This is a genomic window from Streptomyces sp. NPDC001204, from assembly GCF_053598035.1.
On sequence record NZ_JBSFJL010000038.1, the window covers coordinates 1 to 16663 of the forward strand.

The following is a 16663-nucleotide window of genomic DNA, read 5'->3' on the forward strand; positions in this document are numbered from 1 at the left end:
CGTCATCATCGGGCTGGTCATGGCCGGTGTCCTCAGCCCGCACGCGGCCGAATCGGCGGGCTGACCGCACACCGGCGCCGGCCTCCCCGAGGGACAGGCGCTGCGCCGACTGCTCCCCGTACCTGGCGATGTGGTCCGGGAGAACGCTTGGTGCGCATGCGGGCTCCGCGGTTCTGCCGACGGCAGAGGCCTCTTGGCTCGGTCGGGACATGCTGATTGAGTGCCGCCATGGAGCGCATGGAGATCCTGGTCCTCGGTGGTACGGCCTGGCTGGGCCGTGAAGTTTCCCGGCAGGCACTCGGTCGTGGCCACCGGGTGACGTGCCTGGCGCGCGGTGACAGCGGGCCCGTCGCGGAAGGCGCGCGTCTGGTGACCGCGGACCGGCGCGACCCCGCGGCGTACGGGTCCCTGCCCGACCGGGAGTGGGACGCTGTGCTCGAGGTGTCCTGGCAGCCCGGCTTCGTGCGGGGTGCTGTTGCTGCCCTGGGCGCGCGGGCACGTCACTGGATCTACGTCTCCTCGATCAGCGCGTACGCCTCCCACGGTGAGCCCGGTGCGGACGAGTCCGCCGCTCTGCTGGCCGGCACTGAGCACGATGAGGTCGGTCGTGAGCTGTACGGCGAGGCCAAGTCCGCCTGCGAAACGCTTGCCCGGACGGCCCTGGCCGACCGGCTCCTGGTCGCGCGTGCCGGACTCATCGGCGGGCCCGGTGACCACAGCGATCGTGTGGGCTACTGGGTCGCCCGCGCGGCCCGTGCCCCGCAGGCGCCCCTGCTGGTCCCCGACACCCCTGAGGCACCGACGCAGACCATCGACGTACGAGACCTGGCGACGTGGCTCCTCGACACCGCGGAACGCCGAACCACGGGCACATACAACGCGGTTGGCCCGACCGTGCCGTTCGCCGAGTGGATCGAGCTGTCTCGGAGCGTCGGCGGACACACCGGGCCGGTCGTCGCCGTCGCGTCCCGACAACTCCTCGCGCACGGCGTGACCCAGTACATGGGCCCCGACTCACTGCCCATGTGGGTGGTCGAACCGGGCTGGGAGGGCTGGGCGGCGCGCGACGCATCCGCCGCCACCGCCGCGGGCCTGCGCCACCGTTCCCGCACCGACCTCCTTGCCGACACTCTGCGCTGGGAACGCGAGCAGGGACTCCACCGGTCACGCCGCGCCGGACTCGCCACGGACACGGAACGCGCACTTCTGGAGGCCTTGGGATAGGAGACCGTCCTCGAGCACTCAGTGGTCTTGCCCAGCCGCCTCGACAACAGGGTTCAGGAGGCGTTCTGTGGGGGTGCCCGGCGGGGGCGAGGCGACTGCGGCCGCCACCTTCTGCATCGCGCCGCCGGGCGCGCCGGGAGAGGCGCCCGAGGAACGCCACGCCGATCGTCAAGGCATGGCACGCATCCGGTCGATCTCGCTGGTCTGCTGTGCGATCACTTCGTTCGCCATCTCCTCGACCTGTACGTTGTTGCCGTCCGAGAGTGCCGATGTGGCCATGATGATCGCGCCGTTGTGGTGCATGATCATGAGTTTCAGGAACAGCTCGTCGAAGGCCGCGCCCCGCGCCGCGCGCAGCTGCTCCAGCTGTGCCTCGGTCGCCATGCCGGGCATCGTGGCATGGTCGTGGTTGTGCCCCGAGCCGGCGCCGCCGCTCGTGCGCCGTGCCCCGCCGTGGTTCTTCAACCACCCCTTCATGGCATCGATTTCAGGCCCTTGACCTGCGGCGATACGTGAGGCGATCCGCTTCACGCCGCTCGACTTCGCCTGGTGTTTGGCGAGTTCGGTCATTTCCAGGGCCTGACCGTGATGGATGATCATCATCTGGACGTACTCGAAGTCCGCCCCGTTGGGGGACCCGTCGGGGATCTCCTTCGCGGCGTCCTCGGCGGACAGGGTCCGGGCGGGCTCACCGGGCTTGCCGGGCGCGATCACCGAGGGGCCGGGCGCACTCTTCTTCGCCGGGGCGTCCGTGCCCGAGTCGCACCCGCTGACAGTGAGGGCGACAAGGGCGAGAGCGGTGACCCCCAGCCACTTGGCACGATCAAAGACATTCACGGTGAGCACGTTGCCATCCTTTGATCTGTACATGAAAAATACGATACTGCCGTTGTCCGTGAACCGTTCCCTTGTGAACGGAGACCAGGGAGGAAACAGTGAACCTGTTGCACAGTCCCCGAACACGGCCCAGACACCTCGGGGTTGTGGCAGCCGCCACTGGCCTGCTGGCGGCGCTGCTCACGGCAGCACCGGCCATGGCGACGCCCGACCCCGGCGACGCCACCACCGCGACTCAGCGTGTGTCGAAGAGTGAGGCGGCCGAGACCAGAACGGCCATCGCCAAGGGCGAGATACCGGCGCAGGACGAGATCGTCCACTCCGACAACATCGAACACCTCGCCAACATCCCCAAGGATGCCCTGACGGACCTGAACTCCGATCTGGCCTTCCAGGGCAAGTACGCGTTCGCCGGCAACTACGACGGCTTCCGCATCTTCGACATCAGCAACCCGAAGGCTCCCAAGACGGTCTCCCAGGTGCTGTGCCCGGGGTCGCAGAACGACATATCCGTCTCCGGGAACCTGCTGTTCCTGTCGACCGACTCCTCACGCAGCGACAACTCCTGCTCGAGCACGCCGCAGCCCGCGACCGAGAAGTCGTCGTGGGAGGGCATGAAGGTCTTCGACATCAGCAACAAGAAGAACCCGAAGTATGTCGCGGCCGTCGAGACCAACTGCGGCTCACACACGCACTCCATAGTTCCCCGTGGCCGCAACGTCTACATCTACGTGTCCTCGTACTCCCCGAGCCCCTCGTTCCCCGACTGTCAGCCCCCGCACGACGGCATCTCGATCGTCAAGGTGCCGCGCGACGCTCCCCAGAAGGCCGCGCTCGTCAACTTCACGGTGCTCTTCCCGGGTGACGGCCCCGACGGGGGCGGCAACCCCGGCGCGCCCACCAATCCGGGTGTCTCCAAGACGACCGGCTGCCACGACATCACCGTGCTGCCGTCGAAGGACCTGGCCGCCGGTGCCTGCATGGGCGACGGCATCCTGATGTCCATCAAGGACCCGGAGCACCCGAAGGTCATCGACCAGGTCGAGGACAACGTCAACTTCGCGTTCTGGCACTCGGCGACCTTCAACCAGACCGCGAAGAAGGTCGTCTTCACCGACGAGCTCGGCGGCGGAGGCGCCGCGACCTGCAACGAGGCCATCGGCCCGAACCGCGGAGCCGACGGCATCTACGACATCGTCGGCAAGGGCGACAACCGAAAGCTCGTCTTCCGCGGTTACTTCAAGATCCCCCGGCACCAGGCGGACACCGAGAACTGTGTCGCCCACAACGGCTCGCTGATTCCGGTCAAGGGCCACGACATCATGGTCCAGGCCTGGTACCAGGGCGGCGTCTCGGTCTGGGACTTCACCGACTCGACGAAGCCGAAGGAGATCGGGTACTTCGAGCGCGGCCCGCTCACCACGGACCGGCTGACCGTGGGCGGCTCCTGGTCCGCGTACTACTACAACGGCTACATCTACTCGAACGACATCGCCAAGGGCTTCGACGTGCTCAAGCTCAACGACCGGCGCACCGACCCGGCCCGAAAGATCCACCTGGACCAGCTGAACGTCCAGAGCCAGCCGGAGTACTTCGACTGACCCGGCAAACGCCCGCCGGGCTCCGGGTCGACGAACCACCCGGAAGCGTCGGCTAGCGCTCAAGTGCCACGGCACCGGTCCCGCCGGGCGGCTCATCGCCCGGCGGGACACCCGACTCCCGGTCCGGAGTCAAGCGGTGGACACTCCCTGACCCGGGCCGCAGCCGCTGTCGGCGATCCGAGCGCCGTGCGGCAGCCTCCCGCCCAGCTGGCCGAGTCAGGCGCGGGCCCGGTCCAGAACAGTCCGGAGCAGCCCAGAACGGCGCGCCGCTCCGCGCACCCGCCGGGCGGCGTCGTCACCGACCAAGTCCGGAGCAGCCCAAAACAGTCTGGAGCAGCCCAGAACAGTCCGGAGCGGCGTCCCACCGGCCCGCATGCTCATCCGGTCAGCCGGTGCGGGCGGCGAGCCACGCCCGGTGGACCGACAGCACCCTCTCCCAGAGCGCGGAACGCTCCTCCTCGCCGACGTCGGTGAGGGTGAGCCCGAAGACCTCCGCGAGGGCTCCGAACCAGGCGGCCTCGGTGGTCAGTTCCAGCTCCGACCGCCCGTCACCGTCGGTCCGGACCAGAACGCAGCCCCGGAGCTCGTCCGTGCCGGCCGCATCCCTGCGGATCGCGGAGACGACCCGGACCAACCCCGAACCCGGCGAGGTGGACAACTCCCGGTGCTGTGCTGCGAAGTCGTCCGGCCCGGCGGTCGCCATGGTGAAGTCCATCCCGGCGAAGGAGCCACGGGGGTCGTGGTCGAAGCGCCACCCGCCGGGCTCGACCGCCGAGCGCGAGAGCCGATAGGCGAAGGGCCCCTGTCGGTACTCCCCGGAACGGAGCGGCAGCGGCTCGTACAGCGCGTCACCGAGCCCGACGTCGACAAACCAGGTCTCGCCCTCGCAGACCACCGTGAGGGCCAGATGGTTGGCGTTCGCTCCGGGCGGCTGGGCGGTTCGACTGCCCTGTACTCCGCCGCGGTGCCATGTCACCGCGTACCCCAGGGCGTGGAGCAGGGCGGCGAAGGCTCCGTTGAGGTGGAAGCAGTAGCCGCCGCGCCCCCGGAGGATCCGGGCCACCGACTCCTCGGGATCCACCGTGGTCGCCCGCCCCAGATGGATCTCCAGCGTCTCGTACGGCACCCGGGCCACATGCGCGGCGTGCAGCGCCCGCAGCCCCGCCACTGACGGCGCGTCGGGAGCCGCGACGCCCAGTCGCTCCAGATAGCGGCCGACATCCACCTTCGACATGTCCCGAACTCTAGTCAGCACCGGTGACATCCAGTCGACTTCAGTTGGGTCACGGACCGGTCGGAGCGCTCGGCACGCGCGCACGGTGGCGCCGGCGTTGAAGATTCCTTTCAACCCATTACCAAGCGTTTACTGAGCAGATACCTTTCTCCTTGCCGGTGGCAGGGCGGCGGAGCGATCCGGCCGTCCTTGCCTGCCTCGGCGTACCGCCACACTCCGTTCGGCCTGTTTTCGGCCATTACGCCCATTTCTCATGGACTGCCGGAAGGAAGCGTCTTGAACGCTCGGAACCGCCGCACCACGGTAGCCGCCGTATCCGCCGCAGGGCTCATAGCGCCGCTGCTGCTGATCGGATCAGGCACCGCCTCCGCCCACAGCGACCCTGCCAAGGAGGCTGCCAAGCTCGCACAGAAGCTCGTCAAGAAGAGCAACGCCGAGGATGCGTACGAGCATCTGAAGAAGTTCCAGCGGATCGCTGACAAGAACGGGAACACCCGGGTGGCCGGGTCGGAGGGGCACCGGCAGTCGGCCGAGTACGTCGAGGGCCTGCTGCGGAAGGCCGGGTACTCGGTGACCCGGAACGAGTTCGACTACCAGTTCAGCCAGACGCTGGCGGAGAGCCTGCGGGTGGTGTCGCCGCAGCAGCAGGACGTCCCGTTGATCGCCATGACGTACTCCGCCAACAGCCCCACCGGCGGCATCACCGCCCCGGTCGCGGCGGTGCCGGTCGACGACACCACCGGCTGCGAGCCGGGGGACTACGCGTCCGGGACGTTCACCGGCAAGATCGCGCTGATCAAGCGCGGCGGCTGCACCTTTGCGGAGAAGCAGGCGACCGCCGCCGGTGCGGGCGCGGTCGGCGCGATCATCTACAACAACACCGACGGCGCGCTCAACGGCACCCTGGGAGACCCGAACGTCGCGAAGATCCCGACCGGTGGCGTCACGCAGGCGGACGGTGAGGCCTTGGCGGCCAAGGCCGCTTCCGGCGCGGTGACCGTCAACCTGGAGATCCGTACCTTCGCGGAGACGCGGCGCACCTACAACGTCATCGCCGAGACCAAGAGTGGCGACGCCGACAACGTGGCGATGTTCGGCGCCCACCTGGACTCGGTGGCGGCAGGCCCGGGCATCAACGACAACGGCTCCGGCTCCGCCGGCATCCTCGACGTGGCCCTGAACCTCGCCCACGAGAAGGTCAAGAACAAGGTGCGTTTCGCCTGGTGGTCGGCCGAGGAGTTCGGCCTGCTGGGCTCGGAGGCGTACGTCGACAGCCTCTCGGCGGCGGACCGTGCGAAGGTCAAGCTGTACCTGAACTTCGACATGATCGCCTCGCCGAACTACGCCCAGTTCGTCTACGACGGTGACGACTCCGACCAGGTCGGTGCCGGTCCCGGCCCGGAGGGCTCGGCGCAGCTGGAGCGGCAGATCACCGACTACCTGGACAGCCGGCGCATCCCGCACGAGGGCACCGACTTCACCGGCCGGTCGGACTACGGGCCGTTCATCGAGGTGGGCATCCCCTCGGGCGGCACCTTCACCGGCGCCGAGGGCGTCAAGACGGCCCAGCAGGCAAAGGTGTACGGCGGTAAGGCCGGTGTCGCGTACGACGCCTGCTACCACGCCGCTTGCGACGACCTGAAGAACATCAACATGAAGGCGTTCGACGTCAACATCGACGTGATCGCCAACGCGGTGGGCCAGTACGCCTGGGACACCAGCATCCTGAGCAAGCCGGTGGCACCGCAGAACACCAAGGGTTCGGCGGGCAGCGGCGGTGGCCTGCACGAGGGCCACGACCACGAGGTCACCGAGTAACTCCCGCTCCACACAGGGGGAGGGCCGGACTGCCCGGTCCTCCTCTTGCCGTCCACGCAGACACTGTGAACGTTGTCCAGCAGCCATGCCTGTTGTCGTGCTCGGTCGCGGCAAACGGAACCGGCCCACTTACTTCCCGCACAGGAGGGCGTACCCCGCAGAGCGCTGTGGCACGATCGGCTGCCATGTCGTTTCCGCCCGCGTGGCCGTCAACTACCCTTCGTCGTCTGCTCGTTGCTCTGCTCGCGCTGCTCCTCGGAGCCGGTGCCGGCGTTGCCGACGCCGCCCCCGGACGTACGGCCGGGGCGAAGAGCGACCAGGTCGCGACACCCGATCACCCGCGCTACGACGTGACCCTGCGCGCCGACGCCGACGGCACCCACTGGAAGGGCCGACAGCGCGTGTCGTTCCGCAACGCCTCCGACCGGCCCCTGCGCGAGGTGTACCTGCGGCTGTGGGGCAACGGCATGGACGCCTGCGGCACTCCCGGCAGCCCTTCCCCCGTCACCGTGTCCCGGGTACGCGGCGGCACGGCGGGGCGGCTCAGCGTCGACTGCACAGCGCTGCGCATCACCCTGCCCGCGCCTCTCGGGCGCGGCCGGCGCACGACCGTCTCCTTCGACGTGTCCCTCACCGTGCCCGGGCGCAACGACCGCTTCGGCCGTGAGGGTGCGTTCCGTTTCCTCGGCAACGCGCTGCCCGTGCTGGCCGTGCACGACGCGGCGGGATGGCACCTCGACCCGTACGTGTCGACCGGCGAGAGCTTCTACAGCCTGGCCGGCGACTTCCAGGTCACGCTCGACCACCCGTCGGCCCTCAAGGTCCCGGCGACCGGCCGCACCCGTACCAGTCCCGGCACGCAGGGGCGCACTCTCACGCACAGCTTCGCGCACCGGGTACGGGACTTCGCGTGGGCGGCAGGCCCGTTCCGCACCGCGGACCAGACCACTCCCGGCGGCGTGCGGGTCAGATCGTACTGGGCACCCGACACGCCGGCCGAGGGCGTGCGGCTCGCCCGCCAGGACGGAGCCGCCGCCGTCGACCGGTTCAGCAAGGAGTACGGCCGCTACCCGTACGGCGAGCTCGACCTGGTGATGACACCGCAGTTCGGCGGCGGCATGGAATACCCCGGTCTCGTCCTGCTCGGCACCACCGAGGAAGGCAACGCCGTCGTCCACGAGCTGGCCCACCAGTGGTGGTACGGCATCGTCGGCAACGACCAATATCGTGCGCCCTGGCTGGACGAGAGCTTCGCCCAGTACGCCAACTTCCGCTTCTACGGCTTGGACACCCGTGACTGCTGGGACCCGGACGAGTGGCCCGACCGGAACGCCGCGCTCACCAGCTCGATGGCCTACTGGTCGACGCACCCCGGCACATACCACCTCATCTACACCGCCGGCCCCTGCGCCCTGGCAGACCTGGAACGCACCCTCGGCTCCGCCACCATGGCACGACTCCTCAAGCGCTACGCCCACGACCACTGGTACGGCGTCTCCACCACCGCCGACTTCAAGAAGACCGCCCAGTCCATGACCGGCAAGGACCTGACGTCGTTCTGGAAGACCCACCGCATCCGGTGACCACCTCGACCCAACCGCGGCGAGGCCTCCTCGCCGCCGCGCCTGTACGCCCGCCACGCCGAACGGAAGGATTCAGACGTCGGCGTTGGGGTGGGCGCGGCTCAGGTAGTGCACCGCGGTCCGCTCGGCGTGCGGGACGAGCAGGCCCTGCAGTTCGTCTGCCGCGACCTTGAGGATGTCGCCGTCGCGGGCGGCGTGGAGGGTTTCCAGGACGAAGGCGACGTGGACGGAGTCCTCGGTGACGCGGGTGCGGTGGGCGTCGCGGTGGTTCCAGTGGCGGGTGAGGACACCGGTGGTGTCGGCGTAGATGATCTCGCCTGCCCTGGGGTGTTCGACGGTGCCGGGTTCGCCGAGCGGGGTGAACTCCTCGCTTCCGTCGGCGTAGCGGACGTCGACGTCGCCGGTGACGTGGTCGAGGTCGAAGGCCCCGGCCGGCAGCCCGTGGCGGACGGAGACGGAGTTGTAGGAGTCGACCGCCGGGTTGATACGTGGCAGCACGCCCTTCTTGGTCATGCGCCGGCCGAGGGCGTCGACACTGGGGCGGATACGGCGGGGGTTGGTGCCGAAGGAGCGGTAGGCGGTGTGCCACGCCTCGATGCGCGGCACGCTCTCGTCGGCGGGCTGCCATATGCCGAGGGCGAGTTGCTGCTCCAGGTCTTCAAGAGCCGTGGTGGTGTCGGGCCAGGGTTCATGGCCGCGCAGGCCGGTGGCGGTGACCAGGGCGACGAGGGTGTCCGGGAAGGCGTCGGTGACGGTGGGGCTGATGCGGAAGGCGGTCATGTGCGAGGTCCTCCTCTCGTGCGTGTGCCGGCGGCCGGCTTCAGGGCTTCCAGGGGCCGATGCGGTCCAGGCGGCGCAGCTGCTGGCGTGCGGCTGGTACGTCCAGACCCCTGCCGCGCTCGGTGAGCTGGCCGGCGACGGCGGTGCGGTGCTCGACGGGCTTGTGGTCGTCGTACTTGAACTTGGCCCGCACCTCGGTGACCTCCAGGCGCAGTCCGCGGATGCCGGGGAGCATCCGCCCGTAGGGCGGCTGGTCGACGTCGATGGGGGCGTGGTCGCCGTCGGGCTGGAAGTGGGCCAACTGGCGGCGCAGCAGGTCGGCCTTGGCCTCGGGGGCGTCGACGATGTGGGCGCGGCAGGTGAACTGGACGGCTGCGTAGTAGCTCGTGGGCACGCCGTCGGTGGGCGGGACGCCGGGCTTGGCGCGCCACGGTCCGGGGACGAAGGCGTAGTCGCCGATGACGGTGAAGGTGACGTGCGGGTCGTGCTCGATCGCCTTCCAGACCGGGTTGGGCCGGGCGAGGTGGATCAGCAGTTGGCCGTTGTCGGTGGTGAAGTGGGTGGGGACGACGACGGGTGCCTCGCCGGGCAGGCCGTTGACGCTGAGCTGGCCGAAGTCGTGGCCGTCGGCGATCCAGGCCTGCCACTCGGCATCGTCCAGGCCGGCATCCCAGGGCTGGATGAACATGCGATTCTCCTTGGTGGCGGTAGAACGGACAGGGCGGTTCAGGTGAGGGCGAGGAGGCTGACCGCGACGGCGGCGGTGGCCAGGCCGACGAGCTGGCCACGGTGGACGCGTTCGGCGAGCACGGCGCGGGCGAGCAGCACCGTGCCCGCCGGATACAGGGCGGTGATCACGGCGACGACGGTGAGGTCCCCGCTGCGGGCGGCGAGCAGGAACAGCAGGTTCGCCAGCGAGTCCAGCACGCCCGCGGCCGCGGAGAGCGCGTAGGCGGGCTTCTCGGGGCCCAGCCGGCGGCACATCACCGCGGCCGCGGCCAGGGTGACGGCCGAGGAGACCGCTCTGCCGATGATCAGAGGGGCCACACCGCTGTCGGAGGGCGCCTGGTGCAGGAACACGAGCTGAAGGGCGATGGCTGCACCCGCGCCGAAGGCCAGCAGCAGCGCCGTCCGGGACGGACGCGACGAGCTTGCTCCGTGCCCGGCGCTCACCATGACCACCGCCACCAGTGCCAGCGGCAGACCCGCAAGCCCGGCCACGCCCAGGCGTTCGCCCTGGAGCAGGCCGACCGCGACCGGAAGCGCGGCGGAGACCAGCGCGGTGATGGGCGAGAGCACGTTCATCGGGCCGATCGCGAGGGTCTTGTACAGCAGGGCGAAGGCGGCGGCGGACGCGACCCCGGAGGCTGCGCCCCACCCGACGCTCGCCCAGGTGAAGGTGGCGCCCAGGACGGGCCACAGCAGCAGCTCGACGGCGAGACTGGCCGGCGCCGCGACCAGCACGGTGCGCAGCACATGCGCCTTGCGGGCACCGAGGCCTCCGAAGAAGTCGGCGCAACCGTAGGCGAGAGAGCTGCCCAGGGCCAGCAGCAGAGCGAGCACGGCACTTCCCTAACTTTCACAATGGAACGACCCGACCGTACAATGAAACGACCGCCTGTTGTCAACCAAATGACCGGACGGTCCATTCCAGTGCTCCACTCGTCAGGACGGTGATCAAGTGCCCGAGGCAGAAGCAGCCCTGCGCACGCTCGCGCACAACGTCAGAGCCGCACGCACACGCGCGGGTCTGTCCCTGGACGAACTGGGCCGCCGTGCCAAGGTCAGCAAGGGTGCCCTGGTCGGGCTGGAGAAAGCCCAGGGCAATCCGAACTTCGCCACCCTGGTCCGCCTCGCCGACACTCTCGGCATCTCGGTGTCCGCACTGATGGAAGGACCGGCCGAAGGCCGCGTCCGAGTGGTGTCGGCCGACGCCGTCATGCCCCTGTGGGCCGGGGAGCAGGGCAGCGAGGCCCGGCTCATGCTGACCACCTCGGGACCGACTCCGGTCGAGGTCTGGCGCTGGAAACTGGAGCCCGGCGAGGAATACCCCAGCCACCCCCACCAGGCCGGCGTCGTGGAAACCGTCAGCGTCACGTCCGGCCGGATGACACTGATCGTCGACGGCGCCGAGCATCCCGTCGAAGCCGGACAGACCGCCACCTTCGACGGTGACACCACCCACACCTACCGCGGCTCGGGCACCGAGACCTGCCACCTCATCATGACCGTTCACATCCCGCCCGGCCCCGGCTCCACAACCTGACCAGCCGAGACCAGAAGCCCGAAGGTGGATCAACCCGTAGTGGCGAGTTCGAGGAGGTGCCGGGCCGTGCCGGCAGGATCGACGATCTGATGGAGGTGTGAGCCGGGCAGTTGTGCCACACGCCAACCGCGTTCGCGCGCCTCGGCGGCAATGCCGTCATATGGAGGGCCGAACAGCAAGTAGGAACAGGGATGGTCGTCCCAGCCGTCGGGGACCGGGATGTGCTGCTCGTAGTAGGACAGCGGCAGGGTGGGCTGCTCCTCGATGACTGTCCGCCGCACCCCCGGATCAGGGAACATGGGTGCGACGTCTGCCTCGTCCCACCAATCGGTCCAGCGCGGCAGCCTGCCGTTCGCGGCCATCGGACGGAGGAACTCCAGCAACTCGGGTGAGGCGACGGGGGTCGGTCCGATGCGGGCCGGCAGCGCGGCGTCGACGAAGACCGAGCCGGTCACCGGGTGGTCGAGGCCCGAGCGAATCGTCGGGAGGAACAAGCCTGCGTTGCTGTGTGCCACCAACGTGACGGGGCTGCCGGCCGAGACTTGCCGGAGTTCATCGCGGACGGCACTGATGCTGCGGGGCCAGAAGGGCGGAGCGCCTGCGCCTACGTGCAGCAGGGATGGCACCCGTACCTGGTATCCCTCCGCTGTCAGGTGTTCGGCCACGGGGTGCCAGGTCGAGGGACCTACGGAAGGACTGTGCACGAGAACGAAGATCGGCTGCATGCGACGATCCTGTCGGCCACGCCATGGGAGGCGCGACAGACTCGGCCGACAGCAGAACGCCGCGCGCTGCACCGCCTGTTGGTGGTGCCATCGCTGTGGTGGCGGTCAAGGACCCACGTGGACGTAGGGCGCCCAGTTCAGGACCGCCTGCGGACGCTCCGCCCGCATCGCCCGCACCGCGGCATGCAGGGCGGCCGCCGGGTCAAGGGTGTCCTGGCGCGACAGGTTCTCGTATACGCGGTCGGCGACGATCGGTGCCTGAGCATCGTCGATGGACCACAGCGTGCCCACGACATGCCGGAAGCCGGCGAGTTGAACGGCGGCGGCGAAAGTGATCGCCTCGTCCGCCAGGACGACACCGCCGCGGAACGTTTCGCAGGCGGACAGGAACGCGAGTTCCGCGTGCGGCAGTCGGAGGTTCGCGATGTCCCACAGCATCAGAGGGCCGTTGTGCAGCATGAGCGCGCCGCGCGACGGCTGGGCGATGTCCTGCGAGCCGTGACACGCGAAATGAGCCCAGGAGCAGTGGGTGAGCGCCCTGGTGACCGCCTGCGTGGTCGCGGCGGGGCCGGTGAGGAACTGGGCGTCCGGGTACCGCTGATGCAGGGCACGGGCCTCGTTCTCGGCGGCGGGGAGGTCCGGCCGGCCCGGAGTGGACGGCAGGGACACGATGAGGCCGCGGGTGTCTTCTCCGGCCGGCGGCCCCGGGTGCTCACGGGTGTGGAGCAGGACACGCAGAGTCGGGGTGTAGGAGGAGATGACCCGGTCCAGGGCCGTGTCCGTGCCGCTGTCGGCAGCGCGGTGGTTCCCTGCGGCGTGCAGCGGAAAGAGCGTGAAGAGTCCGGTGGGACACCACCACAGGCGCGGCCACTCGCCGCCGGGGCCGACCGGCTCGCTGCAGCCCAGTGCGTCCAGGACGGGCCCGGCGACCTTTTTCCACAGCCAGGCCAGGCTGTCCAGGACCGCGTTACGCGCCTTCAGCGGCGACGGTTCGCCGCCGAGGGCGTGCAGGAAGGCGACCGCCTGATCGGCCAGTTGCCGGACGTCCACGGCGAGCGGCACCACTCGCACGTCGGCCCCGGTCAGGATGAGAGCCCAACAGCCGTACTGACTCGCGGCGAGCAGCACCACCGGGCCGCGCGCGGCGGCCGCCCGCAGCGTGCTGAAGGACGGTGGCCGCAGAAACCGGGCGTGCCCGGGCAGCGCGCGGATCTCGGCCAGCAGCTCCTCCCGTCGTCGCGCGAGGGCCGCCCGTCGTTCGTGCGCCCGCCGACGCTCCTGCGTCTCCCGGGTGGCGAGGCCCGACGAGCTGTCGGACAGCCGCTCCAGTTCGTCGAGGGTCTCGCTGAGCCGGTCGCCGAGTTCCGGCGCCCGGGCGCGCAGGTCTCGATGGTCGGTGCGGGTCTCCAGGGCCTGGGCGAGCAGGATGCCGCGGCCCTGTTCGACGAGTTCCACGGCGCGTTCCGCCTTCCCGGCGCGCACCGCGCAGGCTGCCGCGTCCGCGACCAGGCTCGGGAACTTCGCGATCAGGCGTTCCCGGTCAGGACGCTCCAGGCCACGCCAGGCAGTCAGCTCCAACTGCTCCAGGGCAAAGGCGTAGGACGCGGTCGCGCCGGTGAAGTCCTTTGCGTCAGCGGCGATTTCCCCCGCGCCGACGGCGGCCAGCGCACGGGCCTGAGCCGGTGCGGTGGGGACGGCGGACGCTGCGCGCAGCGCCGCGACGGCCTGATCGCGGTCGGCTGTGTTCCCTGTGGCCTTGAACCGGTCCCGCAGCACGAACCCCAACGCGCTCAGGGTCTCGGTGCGATCGGGATGGTCGTCGGAGAGCAGCCCGTCGGCCTCTTGGAGCGCCGTCACGGCCTCGGTCAGCACACCGGGCTCCGCGAAGTGCCCGGCGTAGGCGCTCAGGGCTTCGGCGAGACCTCTCAGCAGATCCGGCCGCAGATAGCCGGAGGCCGTACCGGCCTGGACGGCCGACCGGCTCGCGTCGACGGCATCGGCCAGGTCACGCGGGTCGCCCTTCTGCGTGAACCGTGCCCGCAGCACACCGCCCAGGAGGTGCAGGCAACCAGGCCGGTCAGGATGGCCGTCAGGGACGAAAGGCAGGGCCTCGCGCAAAAGGGTGACGGCCTCGTCGTGCTGGTCGTCTCCCGCGGCGGCATGGCCGGCCCGGCTTGCGAGCGCGCTCGCCAGATTCACCAGCCGGCTCGGCAGGTCGGGATGGCCGTGCGGGGTGATGCGCACCGCCTCGGCCCGCGCGTCGAGCGCCTCCGCGGCCGCGTCGGCGAGTCCGGTGTGCCGGTACCGCTCGCTCAGCGCCGAACTGAGGTTGGTCAGCAGGGCGGCGCGGTGTTCGAAGTCGGCGGGAGCCCCGTACGCAGCCTCGCGCAGCGCGTTGACGGCGAGATCGAGCATGTGGATCTCACCGGTGCGCTGGAACATGCGGATCGCGATGTGCCCGAAGCCGGAGGACGCCTTCAGACGGCACGGATCGTCCTCGGGGATCACCTCCACCGCTTTCACGGTGACGTGGAAGGCCCGGTCCAGGTCCTTCTCGTCACCCGTGTACTCGTATCGGCGGGTGAGGACGTTCCCGAGCGTGACGAGGGCCTCCGCCCACAGCACGTCCTGTCGCGGGTTCGCACGTGCCGAGAGGAGGCACCACTCGACCGCGTCGTCCAGCAGTTGCCGTTCGCCGTTCGCCTCCGCCTCTTTGAGCAGGTTGACGCCCTGGGCGGTGTACCCCGCGAGCCGGCTCTCGGACGGCGTGTCGTTCACCTCGTCGCTGTGCTCCCGGAAGGAGCTCAGCACGGTCTCGGGCACGTGGTGCGGGGCCGTCAGACACACCAGCTGGTAGAGGAACACGGCCCGCTTCGCGTCCTCCCGGGAGCCGTCGTACTGGAAGCGCTGGAAGTGGAAGGTGGCCAGCAGCAGGGCGACGTTGAACGCCCGCGCGGCGTCCGTTCCGGTGTACGGAGCCAGCCAGTCGATGGCGTAGTAGAGCCGGTGAGCCAGCTTCTCCGCCTCCGCCTCCCTCAGTACCGCCGGATCTCCGCTGGTGTAGAAGTCGTCGAGCCGCTCTTCCATGCGGAAAGCGAGATCCTGGATGTTCATGACGCCCCCCGAGCGGCTGACTGAAATGGCGCTGAAGTCATGACTTACCCGTACGGGCGATGAGACTATGCCGCGAAGGGACGGGTGGGGGAGGGGCGGGTGGACGTTACCGCTGAGGACGCTTCCGAGCTGACGTGGTTCTGCAGTGACCTGCCGGAGCTGCGGGGGCAGGCCAGGCAGGAGGGGTGGTCCGTCGAACTGGAGCGGACGCTGGCGGAGTTGCGGAGCGGTACGCGGCCGGCGGCGTCCGTACTGGGAGAGGTTCGCGATCGTCTGGGCCTGCCGGCACGGCCGCGGGGGTATGTCCCGGTCCCGGGCCAGGAACCGGCACCGCCGCCGTCTGGCTCCTACGCCTGCCCCGGCAGGCGGTGCGCGCGGGCCGAGCGCCGCGAGCCCGGCGGCCCCCTGCCCGAATGCGCCGTGTTCGACGAGCCGTTGTCGTTCGGATGAACGCCTTCCTGTCCGCGCTGGGCACGAAGTTCGCCGAACGCTGGGTGGGCGTGCTGGTCCTGCCGGGCGCGCTGTTCACCGTGCTCGCCGTGGCGGCGTCCGTGCTCGGACACCGCCACGCCCTCGACGGGCACCGACTGAGCGACGCCGCCGAAGACTTCGCCACCCGCTACGACCACCGTCCCGTATCGGCCGCGCTGCTGGCCGTCGTCGCCATGGCGGCCGCGACGGTGATCGGACTGCTGGCGCGCGGCCTCGGCGCCGTGGTCGAGAAGGTCTGGGTGATCACCGGTCCGGCGTGGCTGGCCGGCCCTCTCGTCCGGTGGCGCCATGACCGCTGGACGCGTGCGCGTGCCGCCGCCGAGCACGCCCCCGCGGACGAGCGGGCTGCCCGCGTGGCGATCCGCAATGCGGTCGCGCTCACCGAGCCGGTCCGGCCGACGTGGATCGGTGACCGGCTGCGAGGCGTGGGGGTGCGCGTCCAGGGCCAGTACGGGCTCGACTTCCCTTTCACTTGGCCCCGGTTGTGGCTGCTCCTGCCGGAAGCCTGCCGCAACGACGTGATTGCCGCGCGGGAGGCGATGAGCGGCGCATCCACACAGAGCGGCTGGGGCGTGCTCTACCTGTGCCTGGGTACCCAGTGGTGGCCGGCGGCCCTGGCCGGAGTCGTCCTGCTGCTGCTCGGCTGGCGTCGCGGCCGGGCCGCCGCGGGCAACCTGGCGGATCTCACGGAATCGGCCGTCGACCTGTACGCCGCCGAGCTGGCCCGCTCCCTCGGCGAGGAGCCTCCCTCCGGCACGGTCACGCCCGCGCAGGGCAGAAGGCTCAGCGAGCGCTTCCGTAAAGGCGCCTGAGAGAATGACGTAGTGACTACTAGCTCTTGAGGTGGAACGCGCCCGCTTAAGGTCGCACGCCCGCGTCGGCCCCTTCTCAAGCCGAGCCATACAAAATCCTTTGCCACCCCCTATCAGTTTCTGTATGGGAGCGGGAGGGGAAGTCCGGAGCAGGTCTCGCGGAGCGATGAGGAATTG

13 protein-coding genes are annotated in these 16663 nt (G+C 69.9%); 6 read left to right on the forward strand and 7 right to left on the reverse strand.

Annotated elements, in window-relative coordinates; translation table 11 throughout:
- Positions 1-237 precede the first annotated feature (237 nt).
- Positions 238-1224 (forward strand): NAD-dependent epimerase/dehydratase family protein, encoded by a 987-nt coding sequence (locus ACWC91_RS35285; protein WP_225077516.1) that lies wholly within the window; start codon positions 238-240, stop codon positions 1222-1224.
- A gap of 168 nt (positions 1225-1392) precedes the next feature.
- Here ACWC91_RS35285 and ACWC91_RS35290 read toward each other — a convergent pair whose 3' ends face one another.
- Entirely contained in the window at positions 1393-2187 is a 795-nt protein-coding gene (locus ACWC91_RS35290; RefSeq protein ID WP_281154380.1) for a DUF305 domain-containing protein, read from the reverse strand.
- Between ACWC91_RS35290 and ACWC91_RS35295 the strand changes: the two genes are divergently transcribed.
- Entirely contained in the window at positions 2160-3662 is a 1503-nt protein-coding gene (locus ACWC91_RS35295; RefSeq protein ID WP_450643681.1) for an LVIVD repeat-containing protein, read from the forward strand. The genes ACWC91_RS35290 and ACWC91_RS35295 overlap by 28 nt on opposite strands.
- A gap of 385 nt (positions 3663-4047) precedes the next feature.
- Here ACWC91_RS35295 and ACWC91_RS35300 read toward each other — a convergent pair whose 3' ends face one another.
- Entirely contained in the window at positions 4048-4896 is an 849-nt protein-coding gene (locus ACWC91_RS35300; protein ID WP_450643680.1) for an arylamine N-acetyltransferase family protein, read from the reverse strand.
- 276 nt (positions 4897-5172) lie between these two features.
- Between ACWC91_RS35300 and ACWC91_RS35305 the strand changes: the two genes are divergently transcribed.
- Together ACWC91_RS35305 and ACWC91_RS35310 are read left to right on the forward strand one after the other, a co-directional pair.
- A complete protein-coding gene (locus tag ACWC91_RS35305) occupies positions 5173-6714 on the forward strand; it encodes a M28 family metallopeptidase (protein WP_376502006.1) in 1542 nt (513 codons plus the stop codon).
- 185 nt (positions 6715-6899) lie between these two features.
- Positions 6900-8297 carry a M1 family metallopeptidase gene (locus tag ACWC91_RS35310; RefSeq protein ID WP_450643679.1) on the forward strand — a complete coding sequence of 466 codons (1398 nt, stop codon included), beginning with the start codon at positions 6900-6902 and terminating at the stop codon, positions 8295-8297.
- Positions 8298-8369: 72 nt separating this feature from the next.
- On the opposite strand, the gene ACWC91_RS35315 is transcribed toward ACWC91_RS35310, so the two are convergent.
- The 3 genes from ACWC91_RS35315 to ACWC91_RS35325 are packed head-to-tail and all read right to left on the reverse strand — an operon-like array spanning position 8370 to position 10640.
- On the reverse strand, positions 8370-9077 hold the full coding sequence (locus ACWC91_RS35315) for a B3/B4 domain-containing protein (RefSeq protein WP_450643678.1): 708 nt from the start codon (positions 9075-9077) through the stop codon (positions 8370-8372).
- Positions 9078-9117: 40 nt separating this feature from the next.
- A complete protein-coding gene (locus ACWC91_RS35320) occupies positions 9118-9765 on the reverse strand; it encodes an FMN-binding negative transcriptional regulator (protein ID WP_281154387.1) in 648 nt (215 codons plus the stop codon).
- A gap of 38 nt (positions 9766-9803) precedes the next feature.
- On the reverse strand, positions 9804-10640 hold the full coding sequence (locus ACWC91_RS35325; RefSeq protein WP_281154388.1) for an EamA family transporter: 837 nt from the start codon (positions 10638-10640) through the stop codon (positions 9804-9806).
- A gap of 118 nt (positions 10641-10758) precedes the next feature.
- Here ACWC91_RS35325 and ACWC91_RS35330 point away from each other — a divergent pair, with 118 nt between their 5' ends.
- The gene (locus tag ACWC91_RS35330) at positions 10759-11343 is read left to right on the forward strand and encodes a helix-turn-helix domain-containing protein (protein ID WP_450643677.1); all 585 of its coding nucleotides are present in this window, start codon (positions 10759-10761) and stop codon (positions 11341-11343) included.
- Positions 11344-11372: 29 nt separating this feature from the next.
- Here the strand turns inward: ACWC91_RS35330 and ACWC91_RS35335 are convergent, their stop codons facing one another.
- Together ACWC91_RS35335 and ACWC91_RS35340 are read right to left on the reverse strand one after the other, a co-directional pair.
- Positions 11373-11837 carry an alpha/beta hydrolase gene (locus ACWC91_RS35335; RefSeq protein WP_450643676.1) on the reverse strand — a complete coding sequence of 155 codons (465 nt, stop codon included), beginning with the start codon at positions 11835-11837 and terminating at the stop codon, positions 11373-11375.
- Positions 11838-12173: 336 nt separating this feature from the next.
- Complete coding sequence (locus tag ACWC91_RS35340) at positions 12174-15182, reverse strand: CHAT domain-containing protein (RefSeq protein ID WP_450643675.1); 3009 nt, start codon at positions 15180-15182, stop codon at positions 12174-12176.
- Between the two features lie 446 nt (positions 15183-15628).
- Between ACWC91_RS35340 and ACWC91_RS35345 the strand changes: the two genes are divergently transcribed.
- Positions 15629-16486 (forward strand): hypothetical protein, encoded by an 858-nt coding sequence (locus ACWC91_RS35345; protein ID WP_450643674.1) that lies wholly within the window; start codon positions 15629-15631, stop codon positions 16484-16486.
- Positions 16487-16663 lie beyond the last annotated feature (177 nt).

Coding starts and splice junctions, on each gene's coding strand:
- ACWC91_RS35285 (WP_225077516.1), top strand. CDS start 238: ATGGAGATCCTGGTCCTCGGTGGTACGGCCTGGCTGGGCCGTGAAGTT.
- ACWC91_RS35300 (WP_450643680.1), bottom strand. CDS start 4,896: ATGTCGAAGGTGGATGTCGGCCGCTATCTGGAGCGACTGGGCGTCGCG.
- ACWC91_RS35310 (WP_450643679.1), top strand. CDS start 6,900: ATGTCGTTTCCGCCCGCGTGGCCGTCAACTACCCTTCGTCGTCTGCTC.
- ACWC91_RS35315 (WP_450643678.1), bottom strand. CDS start 9,077: ATGACCGCCTTCCGCATCAGCCCCACCGTCACCGACGCCTTCCCGGAC.
- ACWC91_RS35320 (WP_281154387.1), bottom strand. CDS start 9,765: ATGTTCATCCAGCCCTGGGATGCCGGCCTGGACGATGCCGAGTGGCAG.
- ACWC91_RS35340 (WP_450643675.1), bottom strand. CDS start 15,182: ATGAACATCCAGGATCTCGCTTTCCGCATGGAAGAGCGGCTCGACGAC.
- ACWC91_RS35345 (WP_450643674.1), top strand. CDS start 15,629: ATGAACGCCTTCCTGTCCGCGCTGGGCACGAAGTTCGCCGAACGCTGG.